At 69.6% G+C, this 14,858-nt stretch carries 13 protein-coding genes; 9 read left to right on the forward strand and 4 right to left on the reverse strand.

Features of this window, described 5'->3' with window-relative positions:
- Nucleotides 1-4 precede the first annotated feature (4 nt).
- Nucleotides 5-937, forward strand: coding sequence for a CbrC family protein (locus ACZ5K7_RS42100; protein WP_468922649.1), 933 nt, complete (start codon nucleotides 5-7; stop codon nucleotides 935-937).
- A gap of 82 nt (nucleotides 938-1,019) precedes the next feature.
- Complete coding sequence (coaA, locus tag ACZ5K7_RS42105; RefSeq protein ID WP_351693661.1) at nucleotides 1,020-1,988, forward strand: type I pantothenate kinase; 969 nt, start codon at nucleotides 1,020-1,022, stop codon at nucleotides 1,986-1,988.
- Between the two features lie 151 nt (nucleotides 1,989-2,139).
- Here coaA and glmM read toward each other — a convergent pair whose 3' ends face one another.
- The 3 genes from glmM to rplM form a co-directional block, all read right to left on the reverse strand.
- Entirely contained in the window at nucleotides 2,140-3,498 is a 1,359-nt protein-coding gene (glmM, locus tag ACZ5K7_RS42110) for a phosphoglucosamine mutase (protein ID WP_468922652.1), read from the reverse strand.
- Between the two features lie 228 nt (nucleotides 3,499-3,726).
- Entirely contained in the window at nucleotides 3,727-4,248 is a 522-nt protein-coding gene (rpsI, locus tag ACZ5K7_RS42115) for a 30S ribosomal protein S9 (protein WP_351714120.1), read from the reverse strand.
- A gap of 42 nt (nucleotides 4,249-4,290) precedes the next feature.
- On the reverse strand, nucleotides 4,291-4,734 hold the full coding sequence (gene rplM / locus ACZ5K7_RS42120; RefSeq protein ID WP_046730621.1) for a 50S ribosomal protein L13: 444 nt from the start codon (nucleotides 4,732-4,734) through the stop codon (nucleotides 4,291-4,293).
- Between the two features lie 332 nt (nucleotides 4,735-5,066).
- On the opposite strand from rplM, the gene ACZ5K7_RS42125 reads away from it, so the two are divergent.
- The 7 genes from ACZ5K7_RS42125 to ACZ5K7_RS42155 all read left to right on the forward strand — a co-directional run bounded on the left by ACZ5K7_RS42125 (nucleotide 5,067) and on the right by ACZ5K7_RS42155 (nucleotide 14,008).
- Nucleotides 5,067-5,945, forward strand: a complete 879-nt coding sequence (locus ACZ5K7_RS42125) for a hypothetical protein (RefSeq protein ID WP_351693671.1) — start codon at nucleotides 5,067-5,069, stop codon at nucleotides 5,943-5,945.
- 84 nt (nucleotides 5,946-6,029) lie between these two features.
- On the forward strand, nucleotides 6,030-6,467 hold the full coding sequence (locus tag ACZ5K7_RS42130; RefSeq protein ID WP_468922656.1) for a hypothetical protein: 438 nt from the start codon (nucleotides 6,030-6,032) through the stop codon (nucleotides 6,465-6,467).
- 29 nt (nucleotides 6,468-6,496) lie between these two features.
- On the forward strand, nucleotides 6,497-7,882 hold the full coding sequence (locus ACZ5K7_RS42135) for a glycoside hydrolase family 26 protein (RefSeq protein WP_468922659.1): 1,386 nt from the start codon (nucleotides 6,497-6,499) through the stop codon (nucleotides 7,880-7,882).
- Nucleotides 7,883-8,138: 256 nt separating this feature from the next.
- Nucleotides 8,139-9,590: a glycosyltransferase family 2 protein gene (locus ACZ5K7_RS42140; protein WP_351693680.1), complete on the forward strand. Its 1,452-nt coding sequence runs from the start codon at nucleotides 8,139-8,141 to the stop codon at nucleotides 9,588-9,590.
- Nucleotides 9,591-9,611: 21 nt separating this feature from the next.
- Nucleotides 9,612-10,835, forward strand: a complete 1,224-nt coding sequence (locus ACZ5K7_RS42145) for a glycoside hydrolase family 113 (RefSeq protein WP_468922662.1) — start codon at nucleotides 9,612-9,614, stop codon at nucleotides 10,833-10,835.
- Nucleotides 10,836-10,850: 15 nt separating this feature from the next.
- Nucleotides 10,851-11,948, forward strand: coding sequence for a mannose-1-phosphate guanylyltransferase (manB, locus tag ACZ5K7_RS42150; RefSeq protein WP_468922665.1), 1,098 nt, complete (start codon nucleotides 10,851-10,853; stop codon nucleotides 11,946-11,948).
- Nucleotides 11,949-11,983: 35 nt separating this feature from the next.
- Entirely contained in the window at nucleotides 11,984-14,008 is a 2,025-nt protein-coding gene (locus ACZ5K7_RS42155; RefSeq protein ID WP_468922668.1) for an acyltransferase family protein, read from the forward strand.
- Here ACZ5K7_RS42155 and truA read toward each other — a convergent pair.
- Nucleotides 13,986-14,855, reverse strand: a complete 870-nt coding sequence (gene truA / locus ACZ5K7_RS42160; RefSeq protein ID WP_468922671.1) for a tRNA pseudouridine(38-40) synthase TruA — start codon at nucleotides 14,853-14,855, stop codon at nucleotides 13,986-13,988. The two genes, ACZ5K7_RS42155 and truA, sit on opposite strands and share 23 nt — an antisense overlap.
- Between the last annotated feature and the right edge of the window lie 3 nt (nucleotides 14,856-14,858).

Here is a 14,858-nt window from a genome sequence, read left to right on the forward strand (position 1 = left end):
CAGCGTGAGCTACAGCATCCACCTCTGCCGGTTCGTCGGCGGCGAGCCGGTGCCCATGGACGAGACCGCTATACGCGAGGTGCTCGGTCCCGTCACCGTCGGCGGCATGCCCGCCTCCGGGCTGCCGGAGTCCTGGGATCTCGAAGCCGAGGACGGAGGGGGCTCAGAGGTCTACGGCGGTTCCGAGGGGCTCTCCTTCAGCAGATTCTCCACCGGGGCCGTCCTCGACCGCATAGCCGAACTCGCCCGTCGCGCGGGCGCGGTGATGCTGCCTCAGGACGGCCCGGCGATCCTGGGACACGAGGCCGGGCGCGAGCACCTTCCGGAGTCCCTCCGCGCGGACGCGATCGTGGTGCCGCCCGCCGCCCTGACCGGCCGGACCGTCTCCCAGGTCATCGACCCGCAGCCGGAAGAGCCCCGACGGCCGGTCCTTCCGCACTTCCCGTACCACCCGAGCCCGGTCGCCACCGGCTCCGTGACCGCCTCCGACGAGGCATGCGCGTGCTGCGGGCAGAGACGCGGGTGGGTCTACACCGGCCCCGTCCACGCCGCCGACGCCCCGGACACCGGCATCTGCCCGTACTGCATCGCCTTCGGCACCGCCGCCGAACGCTACGGCGCCTCCTTCACCGACACCGTCGACGGTGACGTACCCCGAGACGTCGTGCTGACCATCCTGGAACGCACCCCGGGGTTCCACGCCTGGCAGTCCCCGTACTGGCTGACGCACTGCGGCGACGGCGCCGCCTTCCTCGGCCGCGTCGGGGCCGGGGAACTCGAGGCGTATCCGAGCGCGGTCGAGCACCTGCGCCGGCAGTGGCCGGCCGGTCAGGGCGACGGCCTGCTGGACTCGCTCGACAAGGACGGCCGGCCGACCGCCTACCTCTTCCGGTGCCGGGTCTGCGACATCCACCTCGCCTATGCCGACTTCACATGACCGAAGCCGCACGTGACCGACCCCACCCCCCACCCAGTTCAAACTCCGTTAACAATGGATTGTGATCTCTCCGGTCTCCCCGATGCCCCGGAGCGCCCACCGGCACAGGCCGGAGGCGACTCCCTATGTCGACCTCACCCGTTCCGAGTGGAGCGCGCTGCGCGACAAGACGCCATTGCCGCTCACCGCCGAGGAGGTCGAGAAGCTGCGTGGCCTCGGCGACGTCATCGACCTCGACGAGGTGCGGGACATCTACCTCCCGCTGTCCCGCCTGCTCAATCTGTACGTCGGTGCCACCGACGGGCTCAGGGGCGCCCTGAACACCTTCCTCGGCGAGCAGGGCTCCCAGTCCGGCACCCCGTTCGTCATAGGCGTGGCCGGCTCGGTCGCCGTCGGGAAGTCGACCGTCGCCCGGCTCCTGCAGGCCCTGCTCTCCCGCTGGCCCGAGCACCCGCGCGTGGAGCTGGTGACGACGGACGGCTTCCTGCTCCCCACCAAGGAGCTCGAAGCCCGCGGTCTGATGGCACGCAAGGGTTTCCCCGAGTCGTACGACCGCCGGGCCCTGACCCGCTTCGTCGCCGACATCAAGGCCGGCAAGGACGAGGTCACCGCCCCCGTCTACTCGCACCTGATCTACGACATCGTGCCGGACCGGAAGCTCACCGTCCGGCGTCCGGACATCCTGATCGTCGAAGGGCTCAACGTCCTCCAGCCCGCCCTGCCCGGCAAGGACGGCCGCACCCGGGTCGGCCTCGCCGACTACTTCGACTTCAGCGTGTACGTCGACGCGAGCGCCGAGGACATCGAGCGCTGGTACCTCAACCGCTTCCGCAAGCTGCGCGCGACCGCCTTCCAGAACCCGGACTCGTACTTCACCAAGTACACCCAGGTGTCCGAGGAGGAGGCCCTGGAGTACGCCCGCGGTCTGTGGCGGACCATCAACAGGGCCAACCTGGTCGAGAACATCGCCCCCACCCGGGGCCGCGCCACCCTGGTCGTCCGCAAGGGCCCGGACCACAAGGTGCAGCGACTGAGGCTGCGCAAGCTCTAGAACGGCCTTGCCGGCACCTGACCCGAGGCAGGGCGCCCCGAAAGGGGCGCCAGGCTGTGCCATGTGCGGCTCCGCCGCGTGGGCGTGACCGGCCACGGCGAACCGGCAGCCCGCCGCGCCCGTCCCCGCCGCCCCGAACCCGGCGAAAAACCTACCCCAGCGCGGACTTCACGGCGTCGGCCAGCCGCCCCGCCACCGACCGGGCCTGCTCGATGTCCGCGGCCTCCACCATCACCCGTACCAACGGCTCGGTGCCCGAAGGGCGAAGCAGCACGCGCCCCGTCTCCCCCAGCTCCCGCTCCGCCTCCGCGACCGCCGCCGCCAGGTCCCCGGAGGTCTTCACCCGGGACTTGTCGACGTCCGGCACGTTGATCAGCACCTGCGGCAGCCGCTCCATCACGCCCGCCAGCTCCCGCAGCGACCGCCCGGTCTGCGCGACCCGCGCCGCCAGCAGCAGCCCGGTCAGCGTGCCGTCACCGGTCGTCGCGTGGTCGAGGATGATGACGTGCCCGGACTGCTCGCCGCCGAGGGCGTACCCGTGCTCCTTCATCTCCTCCAGGACGTACCGGTCGCCGACCGCGGTCTGGACGAGGTGCAGCCCCTCCCGCTCCAGCGCCAGCTTGAATCCGAGGTTGGACATGACGGTGGCGACGACGGTGTCGGAGCGCAGCGCACCCCGTTCCCGCATGGCCAGCGCCAGCACGGCCAGGATCTGGTCGCCGTCGATCTCCTCGCCGGTGTGGTCGACGGCGAGGCACCGGTCCGCGTCGCCGTCGTGCGCGATGCCGAAGGCGGCCCCGTGCTCGACGACCGCGGCCTTCAGCTTGTCCAGGTGGGTGGAGCCGCAGCCGTCGTTGATGTTGAGGCCGTCCGGCTCCGCGCCGATCGTGACGAGGTCCGCGCCGGCCCGGCGGAACGCCTCCGGCGAGACCCCCGCGGCCGCGCCGTGCGCTTCGTCCAGGACGATCCTCAGCCCGTCCAGCCGGTTCGGGAGGACCGACAGCAGGTGGGCGATGTACTGCTCGGAGCCCTCTTCGTAGGACCGTACCCGGCCGACGCCCGCGCCGGTGGGCCGCTCCCAGGGCTCGCCGTGGCGGTGGGACTCGTAGACCGCCTCGATCCGGTCCTCCAGCTCGTCGGCGAGCTTGTGGCCGCCGCGGGCGAAGAACTTGATGCCGTTGTCGGGCATGGCGTTGTGGCTGGCGGAGAGCATGACGCCGAGGTCGGCGCCGAGTGCGCCGGTCAGGAAGGCGACCGCCGGGGTGGGCAGCACCCCGACGCGCAGGACGTCGACGCCCGCGCTCGCCAGGCCCGCGACCACGGCCGCTTCCAGGAACTCCCCGGACGCGCGGGGATCCCGTCCGACGACCGCCTTCGGCCGGTGGCCCTCGAACGTGCCCGCCTCGGCCAGCACGTGCGCCGCGGCCACCGACAGCGCGAGCGCCATCTCGGCCGTCAGGTCCGCGTTGGCGACGCCGCGCACGCCGTCCGTGCCGAAGAGTCGTCCCACTTGTCCTCCTGAAGAAGCGTCTTTGCTGCCAGGAAATGATGGCAGGCGCTTAGTCATGCGATCACACCAGCCTTTGAGCGTCTTGTGTCGTTATACGCCCTTGGCTGGGATAAACGAACGCCCCGACGGCACATGTGGCGTGCCGCCGGGGCGTTCGGAGTACGCGCCGACCCAGAACCCGGATACGCGGGCCAGGCCCGTATATGCGTACGGGCAGGCAGCGAGCGATTAACGCTTGCTGTACTGCGGGGCCTTGCGGGCCTTCTTCAGACCGGCCTTCTTGCGCTCGACCGCACGGTCGTCGCGCTTGAGGAAGCCGGCCTTCTTGAGCGGGCCGCGGTTGTTGTCGACGTCGGCCTCGTTCAGGGCGCGGGCGACACCGAGACGGAGCGCACCGGCCTGACCGGAGACACCGCCACCGGCGATGCGGGCGACGACGTCGTAGCGGCCCTCGAGCTCCAGCACCTTGAAGGGCTCGTTGACTTCCTGCTGGTGCACCTTGTTGGGGAAGTAGTCCTCAAGGGTGCGACCGTTGATCTTCCACTTGCCGGTGCCCGGGACGATCCGGACGCGGGCGATGGCGTTCTTGCGACGGCCCAGGCCGGCGGCCGGCTGCGGGTCGCCGAAGCGGGACGCGAGCGACTCGGAGGTGTACTCGCCCTCGACGGGGACGTCCGACTCGGTGGTGTAGCTGTCGATGTCGACGAGCTCGGTCTCTTCGACCGGCTGCTCAACAGTGGTCTCGGCCACGATTCTCCTCAGATTCTCTTCAGTCTTAGGGGGTGGCCGGACTTACTGCGCGACCTGGGTGATCTCGAACGGCACCGGCTGCTGCGCAGCGTGCGGGTGCACGTCACCCTTGTAGACCTTCAGCTTCGAGAGCATCTGACGGCCCAGCGTGTTCTTGGGGAGCATGCCCTTGACGGCCTTCTCGATGGCCTTCTCGGGGTTCTTGTCCAGCAGCTCGTCGTAGCGGACGGAGCGCAGACCGCCCGGGTAGCCGGAGTGGCGGTACGCCATCTTCTGGGTCCGCTTGTTGCCGGACAGGTGCACCTTGTCGGCGTTGATGATGATGACGAAGTCACCGGTGTCGACGTGAGGAGCGTAGATCGGCTTGTGCTTGCCCCGCAGAAGGGACGCGGCGGTGGTGGCGAGACGACCCAGGACGATGTCCTGAGCGTCGATGACGTGCCACTGGCGCGTCACATCGCCGGGCTTGGGGCTGTACGTACGCACGGTTCGTAGCCTTCGCTTCGAGTGAATGGTCCTGAACAGGTCACCGAAACGATCACGACAGCCCGATCCACTGCGGCGACGCATACCGCGTACGTGGGATTGCTGGTCATCGGCCCGGTGGACCGGTGTAAGGGCCCGTCCCGTGAGAATGAGCAAGCCAATACACAACGAAGAGTCAGCGTACCGGGGCGCCCCCGGACGGGTCAAAACGAGCTCGCGCAGACATCGGAGGCGCGCGATGACGCCGGGATGCTCCGCCGTGCCCCAAAGGTCCACTATCACCCTTCGTACTGTCACACCAGTACCCCCGGGCCCCGTCTAAGATGCGCCCCATGAGCTATGGGCAGGGGGGACCCCAGTCCCAGTGGGATCCCTGGAAACCGCAGTCGCAGCAGCCCTGGAACGGCGGCGCCGACCAGACCCCGGACTGGGCCGCGCTCGCCGAGGCCTCGGAGACGCGGAACAAGCGGCGCAGAGTGCTGTTCATCGGTGGTGGCGTGGTCGCCACGCTGGCGATCGGCACGGCCGTCGCCATGGCCGTGGTGTCCGCGAACGGCGACAACAACGCCTCCGGCACACCCAGCAACCTGCCGGCGAGCGCCTCGCTGCCGAGCGACTCGGCGGACTCGACGCCGTCCTTCGCGCCGACCAGTGCGCCGCCGCCGCTGGACCCCGAGGAGTTCATATCCAGTGTGAAGAAGGACACGGCGCCGCTCAGCGCCGAGACCCTCTTCCCGGGCACCCAGCTGACCATGGGCGAGACGGTGTACAAGAAGGGCGCCACGGCCGACACCAAGAAGTGCGCCACGGCCGCCAAGGGCACCCTCCCGAACATCCTCACCAAGAACGACTGCACCCGGCTGCTGCGCGTCACCTACTTCAAGGACGGCGCCGCGGTGACGGTCGGCGTGGCCGTCTTCGACACCGAGGCGCAGGCGGCCAAGGCCAAGACCGAGGCCGACAAGAAGGGCTTCGTCACCGCACTGGCCGGCTCCGGGGTGAAGGCCTTCTGCGCCTCCGGCGTCTGCCGTACGACGACCAACTCCTACGGCCGGTACGCCTACTTCACCACCGCCGGTTTCCTCAACGGCAAGGACGTCACCACCAAGGACACCAAGGTCTTCCAGACCGGTGACGACCTGGCGGAGTTCACCTTCCGGCAGATCCGCAGGCGGGGCGAGGCCCAGGCCTCGGCGGCCGCGAACCAGTGACGTATCCGCGGAGCGCGTGAGACTCTCCCCGGGCCCGACCGGTGATCAAGGAGATCACCGGTCGTCGAGCCCTTGGGGGGACTCATGACCCACACGTCCGGACGCAGACTGCTCACCGGCGCGGCCGGCCTCGGCGGCCCGGCTCTCGCCACCACGGCCGCCGCCGCGGCCCCGGCCGGCGCCGTCTCCGGCCCCGGCGCGGGCCGGCTGAACGTGCGGGACACCGACTCCGCCCACCGCGACGGCCGCCGCCTCCACGGCCTCACCCTGGACGGCCGCGACCAGAAGGACGCCACCGGCGCGGCGGCCGACGGCGTCCGGAGCGACCCGGACGTCAAGGACGTCGGCATGGACGAGGTGACGGTCCCGCGCCGCACCGGTCACGGCCTGGACGCCCAGAGCACGTCCGACTGCCGGCTCCACCAGGTGCACCGCGTCGACAACGACGGCCACAGCCACGGCCTCACCGAACCCGCCCAGGTCCTGACCGGCGGCAGAATGGCCGCGGGGTCCGGTCGGTGACGGAACGGGGGCGGGCGAGGGTCATGCGCATGCGGGGACGGGTCGGGCTCGTCGGGGCGGGTGCCGCCGCCGGGCTGCTGGGTCCGCTGGCACTGTGGCGGGCCCTGCGGGACGACGCGGACGGCGCGCAGATGCCGCAACTCGTCCCCACCGATCTGCGGGACCGTGACCCCGAGGCGACGCCCGCGGCCCGCCGGGTCTACGCGCTGCTGGCCGGCCTGGAGAACGACGCCCGCCGCGGCCGTGCCACCCGCACGGTGATCGGGCAGCACGTGGAGCTGCAGAACGAGCGCTACAACGCGGGGTACGGCGACTACCGGGGCACCAAACAGCCGGGCTACTACTACCGCAAGGCCCGGGACATCACCGGACGGCTGCCCGGTTTCGTGGAGCTGGACCTCGGCCCCGGTTACGGGCAGCCGGGCTGGGCGGTGGGCACGGCACGCTCCTACTCCCGGGCCTGGCCGGCCTGCCGACGCTTCTGGGGGTACACCGAGGACGCCGTGGACCTCGCGGTCGGTGTGTGGTCGGGCCTGCCCCGGGCCGCCGACGGCTCCTACCGGCCCTCCGGCACCCACCAGGACTGCGCCTCCGGCGCCGAGGTCTCCCTGCCGCACAACGGCGGCGGCCCCGCGGGCCTGGTCGGCTTCTCCTTCCACCAGCCCTACCCGGGCAGCGCGGTCAAGGGGTTCGAGCAGACCCTGCTGCGCAACTCCCCCGGCGCCGAGGACCGGGGCTGGTTCGGCCGGGTGGTCACCCCGGGCAGCGCCGAGCACCGGGCCCTGCTGCACGACCTCGACTTCCTCGCGGACCATCTCGGCTATCTCGCCGGCCAGGGGGTACCGGTGCTGCTGCGCCCGTACCACGAGATGAACACCCGGCCGGGCCACGGCTTCTGGTGGGCGGGGCAGGATCCGGCCGCCTTCCGGAAGCTGTGGCGGCTGGCCCACGACCACCTGGTGCACCGTCGCGGCCTGCACAACCTGATCTTCGTCTGGTCGCCGAGTTCCTGGGACGGCACCTACGGCCACCGGCCCGGCGCGTACTACCCGGGCGGCCGCTATGTCGACGTCGTCGGCGTGGACGCCTACAGCGACACCCCGGCCAAGCCGCTCGGGGGCGCCTGGACCGAGGTCTGGTACCGGGGCCTGGAGGAGTACCGCAGGCCGCGCATCGTCGCCGAGTCCTTCCATGTCCCGCTGAACGCGGCGCAGCCCCGGACCCTCACCCGGACGCCGTGGGTCATGTGGACGGTGTGGGGCCAGGCGCTGTCGTACGACAATCTCGCCGAGCCCCGGACGAAGAACACCACGGCCGACGTGAAGCGGACCTACGGCTCACCGAAAGTGATCACCGGTGGACGCCCCGCGCACGTCGGGGACCTGGACTGGGGAACGCTGCACAAGAGTCCCTGAGGTTAACTTCTGAACACAACTTCCACACACGCATTCCCATGTACCGCACATACATGCAATGATCGCTGCTCTGTTCGGTCAGTGGTTCGGGCGCCCGGGGGGGCATCTGAGAGGCGGCTGGCCGAGGCGCCATAGAAGGCGCGGGGGGATCGAACCCGGAACAGCGAAGCCGTCCTGGCATGCCCTGCCACGCCGCGGCCGAGGTCCGTCGATGCCTCCGCGCGCCACCGATCTCACGGGGAGTTCCACAGCCGTCATGGCATCGACAACGGTCGACAGCGGTGCGCCGCACTCGCGGCACGCCGCGAAACTGGCGAAGCGCACCGCCGCCTGGAAACCGGGCATCCTGCCGTTCCTGATCCCGCTGGTCTTCCTGACCCTGTTCAGCCTGTGGTCGTACACGCCCAGCGACTCGCCGCTGGCGTGGCTCGTCACCATCTGCTGGGCGCTGCCGGTTCCCGGTGTACTCGTGTCAGTACAGGGCTTCTTCCTCATCCGACGCCGGCTCCGCAAGGCGCATCTGATGACCCCGCCGGCCCTGGTGGACCAGGACTTCCTGATCGTTCTCGTCCCCACCATCGGACGGCACGACACCTACCCGGCCCTGGAGCGCTCCGTCCTCTCCTACGTGGAGCACCTCCCGGAGTGGTTCCCGTACATGCGCGTGGACGTGCTCACCGAGGAGGGCTGCGAGGCCGGGGCCCGGATCGACGAGCTGGCCGCGGTCAGCCCGCTGATCCGCGTCGTCACCGTGCCCAAGGCGTACGAGACCGAGAACGGCACCCGCTTCAAGGCCCGGGCCAACAACTACGCCCACGAGCTGCGCATCGAGGAACGCGAGGCCCTCGAGCACGTCTGGGTGCTGCACATGGACGACGACACCGGTGTCGGCCCCGACACCTCGGCGTCCCTCGCCCAGTTCATCAACCGCCAGCGCCGCGCGACCCCCGAAGAGGTCAAGCACATGGCGCAGGGCATCCTGACCTACCCGCGCGAGAACGCGGTGTCCCTGCTGACCTGGTTCGCCGACGCCATCCGCCCCGCCGACGACATCGCGCGCTTCCGGGCCTTCACCGGCCTCGGCACCCCGGCCGCCGGCGTGCACGGCGAGCTGCTCGTCATCCGTGCCTCCATCGAGGCCGAGATCGGCTGGGACTTCGGCCCCAGGGAGATCGTCGAGGACGCCCGGCTCGCCCTGACCTTCTGCCGTCTCTACCCGGGTCGCAGCGACTGGTTCAACGGCCGCTGCTACGGTGCCTCACCGGCCAACGCCAAGGACTTCATCAAGCAGCGCGAGCGCTGGGCCTGGGGCCTGGTCGCCCTCTGCTTCAACCGCAGGGTCCCGCTGCGCTACCGCTGGTTCCTGACCATCTGCGTGACGAGCTGGATCCTCGGACCTCTTCAGCACGTCGGCACGATCATCTTCGTCGCCTGGTTCATCGGCGACATGAACACCTCGCCCGTGACCCAGTCCGTGGTCATTCTGTGGTCGATCAGCTTCGCGTATGTGATCTGGGCGTACTGGGAAGGGCTGCGGCTCAACGCGATCGCCTCGGTCAGCGGCCGGCGCAGGTGGTGGGAGCCGGTGGCGGTCCTCCTGCTGCTGCCCTACTTCTCCCTCATCGAAGGAATCGGGGGCATCAAGGGCCTCTGGAAGTTCCTCCGCCGTGAGGAGAACAAGTTCGTCGTCATCGCCAAGCCCGCCTGACCCGGAAGAGACCTCACACCCATGAAGCGCGCACGCCTGCCCATGCTCGCCGTGCTCCCCGTCACCGTCGTCTCCCTCGTGGTCGCGGCCCCCTTCGTGATCGGCGACCACCCCCTGCAGTGGTCGTCCGGATCGCTCATGCCCCACCTGGTGCTCGACGGCAGCGAGCCCACCCACCCGGCCGGGTCGAAGTCCGGCACCGGCACCGCGACCGCTTCGGAGAACACCGAGGTCGCCAAGGTCGGCAAGGAGTGGAAGAAGGGCATGCCGCAGTGGGGCGTCCAGCTCTACTGGGAGGACAACCCGGAGCACTCCCTCACCTACGTGGAGAAGCAGGCCCGGCTCCACGCGAACTACCTGGTCGGCCTGCACGCCAACTCCGTCAGCGTCTCCTTCCCGTTCTTCACCGGGAAGAAGTCCTCGACGAAGATCACCGGCGGCACCAAGACCCCCACCCCCGAGCGGCTCGCCCGGATACTGGCGATCTTCCACGAGGCCGGACTGCGCACGACCGTACGGCCGCTCATGGACGAGACGTCGCTCGACATCGCGGACGGCAACTGGCGCGGCAACATCGCCCCCTCCGACCGTGACGCCTGGTTCGCCTCGTACGAGAAGTTCCTGACGCCCTACCTGAAGGCGGCCCAGGGCGAGAAGGCGGCGACCTTCGTCATCGGCACCGAGCTGAACTCCATGGAGGGCGACGACCGCTGGAACGCGCTCGTGGACAGGGCCGAGAAGGAGTTCACCGGCGAGGTCGCGTACGACGCGAACTGGGACAACTACGTCAGCGGCCCGATCTCCATGCCCGTCAGCCACCTCGGCATCGACGCGTACTTCCCCGTCAAGGTCGGCGACGACGCCTCGGTGGACACCCTCGTCAACGGCTGGGACGACTGGCTGGACAAGAAGGCCACCGGCACCCTGCCGAAGATCACCGTCGCCGAGGCCGGCATCGGCGCCATGAACGGTGCCTACCGCTCCCCCGGCAACTTCTACACCAAGCGCGCCGTCAACCTCCAGGTGCAGGCCAACTGGTACACCGCCGTCTGCCGGGTGGTCCAGGAACGGAAGATGAGCGGCGTCTACTGGTGGTCGATCTACTTCGACGACGACCCCAACGACAAGCCCGACGACAAGGTTGCCTCCCGGCTCGACTTCGCCGGCCGCCCCCTCTCCGAGAAGGCGATCAAGTCCTGTTTCACCTCCGACTACGCGGGCCCCGGGACTGACACCGCTAGCTGACCGAGCGAGGCAATCATGCAAGAAGCCATCATTCTGGTGGGCGGCAAGGGAACCCGCCTGCGCCCACTGACCAACCACACCCCGAAGCCGCTTCTCGGCGTCGCGGGCTCCTCCTTCATCCGCCACCAGGTGGCCAAGCTGATGGCGGCCGGTGTCGAGCACCTGGTGTTCGCCACCTCGTATCTCGCCGACCTCTTCGAGGACGAGTTCCGGGGCTTCTCCCAGGACCTGGAGATCTCCTACGCCGTCGAGGAGGTCCCGCTGGGCACCGGCGGCGCCATCCGCAACGCCGGCCGCCTGCTGCGCGGCCCGTCCGACGCCCCGGTCCTCGTCCTCAACGGCGACATCCTCTCCGGCGTCGACCTGCGCGCCGTCCTGGAGCGGCACGAGGCCCGGCGGGCCGACGTCACCCTGCACCTCACCCGGGTCGCCGACCCGCGCGCCTTCGGGCTCGTCCCCACCGACGGGGACGGGCGGGTGCTCTCCTTCCTGGAGAAGCCCAAGACGGCCGAGGAGTGCGTCACCGACCAGATCAACGCCGGCTGCTACGTCTTCCGCCGGTCGGTCCTGGACGCCATCCCGGCCGACCGCGAGGTCTCGGTCGAGCAGGAGACCTTCCCGGGGCTCGTCGCCCGGGGCGGCCGCGTCTTCGGCCACACCACCGCCGACTACTGGCGTGACCTCGGCACCCCGCTGGCCTTCGTGCACGGCTCCGCCGACCTGGTCACCGGCCGCGCGGCCTCGCCGCTGGTCGGCCCGCCCGCCGAGGCCCTGATCCACCCCACCGCCACCGTCGACCCGACCGCCCGCGTCACGGGCGGTTCGACGATCGGCCCGCACGCCGTCATCGGCCCGCGTGTGGTCGTCGACCGCTCCATCGTGGGCGAGCGCGTCACCGTGGCCGAGGGCGCCCGGATCCATGAGTCCGTGGTGGACCACGACTCCTCGATCGGCAGCGAATCGTTTCTGCGCGAGGCCGTGGTGGGCTGCCACTCCCACGTCGGCGCGGAGAACGAACTGCCCGCCCAGTTGCGGCTGTCCTGCGGCATCCGCATTCCCGCCCAGGGGGTGCGCGTCAGCGGGACGGCTGCCGCCTGCCCGACGGCCCACTGAATTCACCGGCCCGACCGGACAGTTACTGGAGAGACGTGACCAGCCATCGTTCAACGGCCGCGAGTGAACAGCGCCTTCGCAAGTATCGGCCGGACATCCAGGGCCTGCGTGCCGTCGCCATCATGATGGTCGTCGCCATGCACTGTGGCATCGTCGACATCCACGGCGGCGTGGACGTCAGCTTCGTCCTCAGCGGGTTCCTCATCGGCGGCCAGCTGCTCGCCGAGATCGACAAGACCGGCAAGGTCTCCCTGACCAAGTTCTGGGCCCGCCGCTTCCGGCGCCTCGGCCCCGCCATGGCGGTCACCATCATCGCCACCGCGATCGTGGCCTGGGTGTTCGGCAGCCCGCTCCGCTTCGACACGTATATGAAGGACGGGCTCAGCTCGGCCCTCAGCATCATGAACTGGCGCCTCGTCGAAACCGGTACCGACTACTTCGCCAACGACGGCAGCCAGTCCCCGTATCAGCACTTCTGGTCGCTGGGCATCGAGGAACAGTTCTACCTCGTCGCCCCGGTGGCGCTGGTCGTCACCGTCTGGCTGAGCCGCAAGATGTTCCGTAACCGGGCCCTGGTCGGGCTGTTCCTGACGGCCGTCATCGGCAGCTCGTTCTACCTGGGTTACACCCTGACCTCGGTCAACCAGCCCCTCGCCTACTTCTCCACCCACACCCGTATCTGGGAACTCACCACCGGTGTCTTCCTCGCCCTTGTGGCCCGGTCCCTCTCCCGCCTGAACTCGGCTCTGGCGGCGGCCGTTTCCTGGCTGGGGCTCGCGACCACCCTGGTCACGGCGCTGCTCATCTCCGACGAAACCCCGCTGCCGGGGTACGCGGTCGCGGGTCCCGTCCTCGGAGCCGCCATGATCATCGCGGGTGGCTGTGCTGCGCCACGGCTCGGCGTGGAACGGCTCCTCGACAATCCCGTGTTCAACTTCGTCGGCAATGTCAGCTACGGCTGGTACCTCCTGCACTGGCCACTCCTGATCCTCTGGCCGTACATCGCCGACCGGGACATCACTTACTCCGACCGCTTCCGGGTCGCGTCGGCGTCGTTCATCCTGGCCGTCGCCATGCACTACGTGGTCGAACGCCGGTTCCGCAACAACGTGGACCTGGTACTGCGCCCGTGGAAGGGAATCCTGCTCGGCGGTACGACCACCGCCACCGCGGCCGGGGCGACTGCCCTGGCGATCTTCCTTCCCCTGAACCTCGACACGGTGGCGTCCACCACCACCGTCGCGTCCGGATACAGCAACCAGGCCTCGGTGGAAGACGCCGCACTCCAGACCCGGCTGTCCGCGGCCGGACAGAGTTCGCTGCAGAAATCCCCCGATGACCACGCGAACAAGAGCTGCATCGACAGCACCACCGACAAGGAGTTCAACCTGGCGGACGCCTGCGTACTGGGGGATGCGAAGGGCAAGCAGACCATGGTCCTCATGGGGGACTCGCACGCCTGGCAGTGGAGCGACGCCTTCGACAAGATCGGGCAGGAGCTGCACACCAGGATCGTGATCGTGTCCAAGGGAGGATGCTCCCCGCAGGTCTACGACATCACCAACCCCGAGCTCAACCGCGAATACACGGAATGCACCAGCTGGCGGAATTCCGCCTTCGCGGCACTTGACGAGATCAAGCCCGACATCATCGTCATTTCCGACCGTGCTCGCCGGGAAGCGACCAGAGCGGGAGCCGAAGCCCTGTTCGCGGCCCTGAAGAACAACAGCGCCCAACTGGTCTACATGACGGACACCCCGGAGCCCGGCCAGAACATCCCGGACTGCCTCGCCACCCACACCAATGACCTGTCCGCCTGCAACCGGAAGAGGAGCGAAGCGCTCGAGTTCCCGAAATTCCGGACCATGGAGCAGCAGGTGGCCGAGAAACACGGCGCCTACATCATCGACACGGTGCCCTTGTTCTGCGCGCAGGAAGTCTGCCCGGCCGTCATCGGCGACCAGGTCGTCTTCACCGACGACAGCCACATCACCTCGGGCTACGCCAAGACACTGATCCCGTATCTCAAGCCGACCCTCAAGAAGGTCCTGGCCGGCTGACCCCATGCACCTCGCCGCGTACCCGGCGGGCCTCCCGCTGCCGCTCGGCAAGCCGGTCGTCCGCCGGATACGCGACCTCCTCCAACGTCAGCCCGTGCGGCCGCACGACGTGCACGGCGCTGTCCCGCACCCGCGCGTCCAGCACCTTCCGCGGCCACTCCACACCCCGGTGCCCGTCGCCGACGAACAGCAACGCGCCCACCATGGACCGCACTTGGTTGTGGCAGAAGGCATCGGCCCGGACCTCGATCTCGACGACACCGCCGGCGGTACGGCGCACCCCGAAGTCGAGGATCTCCCGGACCGTCGAGGCGCCCTCCCGCTTCTTCGCGTACGCCGCGAAGTCGTGCTCCCCGACCAGTGACTTGGCGGCCGCGTCCATCACGGCGACGTCCAACTCCCAGTCGTGCCACAGGACGTGGTTGCGCAGCAGCGGATCCACGCCCCCCGGCCGGTCCCCGACCCGGTACACATAGCGCCGCCACAGCGCCGCGAACCGCGCGTTGAACCCCGCCGGCGCCTCACCCAGCGCCCACACCCGCACGTCCTTCGGCAGCCTCCCCGCGAGCCGCTTCAGGAGCTTCTCGCGCTGCTCCTCCCACACCCCGGCCGGCAGATCGACATGCGCCACCTGCCCGCGCGCGTGCACCCCGGCGTCCGTCCGTCCGGCCACGGTCAGGTCGTACGTCGTCTCCTGTGACCGGGTGACGACCCGCAGCGCCTCCTCGATCTCCCCCTGTACGGTCCGCTTCCCCCCGGCCTGCTTGGCCCATCCGTGGAACCCGCTCCCGTCGTAGGACAGGTCGAGGCGGATGCGGACGTGGCCGGGCTGAACTTCGTCACTCACACG

The sequence above is a fragment of the Streptomyces sp. NPDC031497 genome (genome assembly GCF_055580905.1).

Coding starts and splice junctions, on each gene's coding strand:
- coaA (WP_351693661.1), top strand. CDS start 1,020: ATGCCCCGGAGCGCCCACCGGCACAGGCCGGAGGCGACTCCCTATGTC.
- ACZ5K7_RS42125 (WP_351693671.1), top strand. CDS start 5,067: ATGAGCTATGGGCAGGGGGGACCCCAGTCCCAGTGGGATCCCTGGAAA.
- ACZ5K7_RS42130 (WP_468922656.1), top strand. CDS start 6,030: ATGACCCACACGTCCGGACGCAGACTGCTCACCGGCGCGGCCGGCCTC.
- ACZ5K7_RS42135 (WP_468922659.1), top strand. CDS start 6,497: ATGCGGGGACGGGTCGGGCTCGTCGGGGCGGGTGCCGCCGCCGGGCTG.
- ACZ5K7_RS42140 (WP_351693680.1), top strand. CDS start 8,139: ATGGCATCGACAACGGTCGACAGCGGTGCGCCGCACTCGCGGCACGCC.
- ACZ5K7_RS42145 (WP_468922662.1), top strand. CDS start 9,612: ATGAAGCGCGCACGCCTGCCCATGCTCGCCGTGCTCCCCGTCACCGTC.
- manB (WP_468922665.1), top strand. CDS start 10,851: ATGCAAGAAGCCATCATTCTGGTGGGCGGCAAGGGAACCCGCCTGCGC.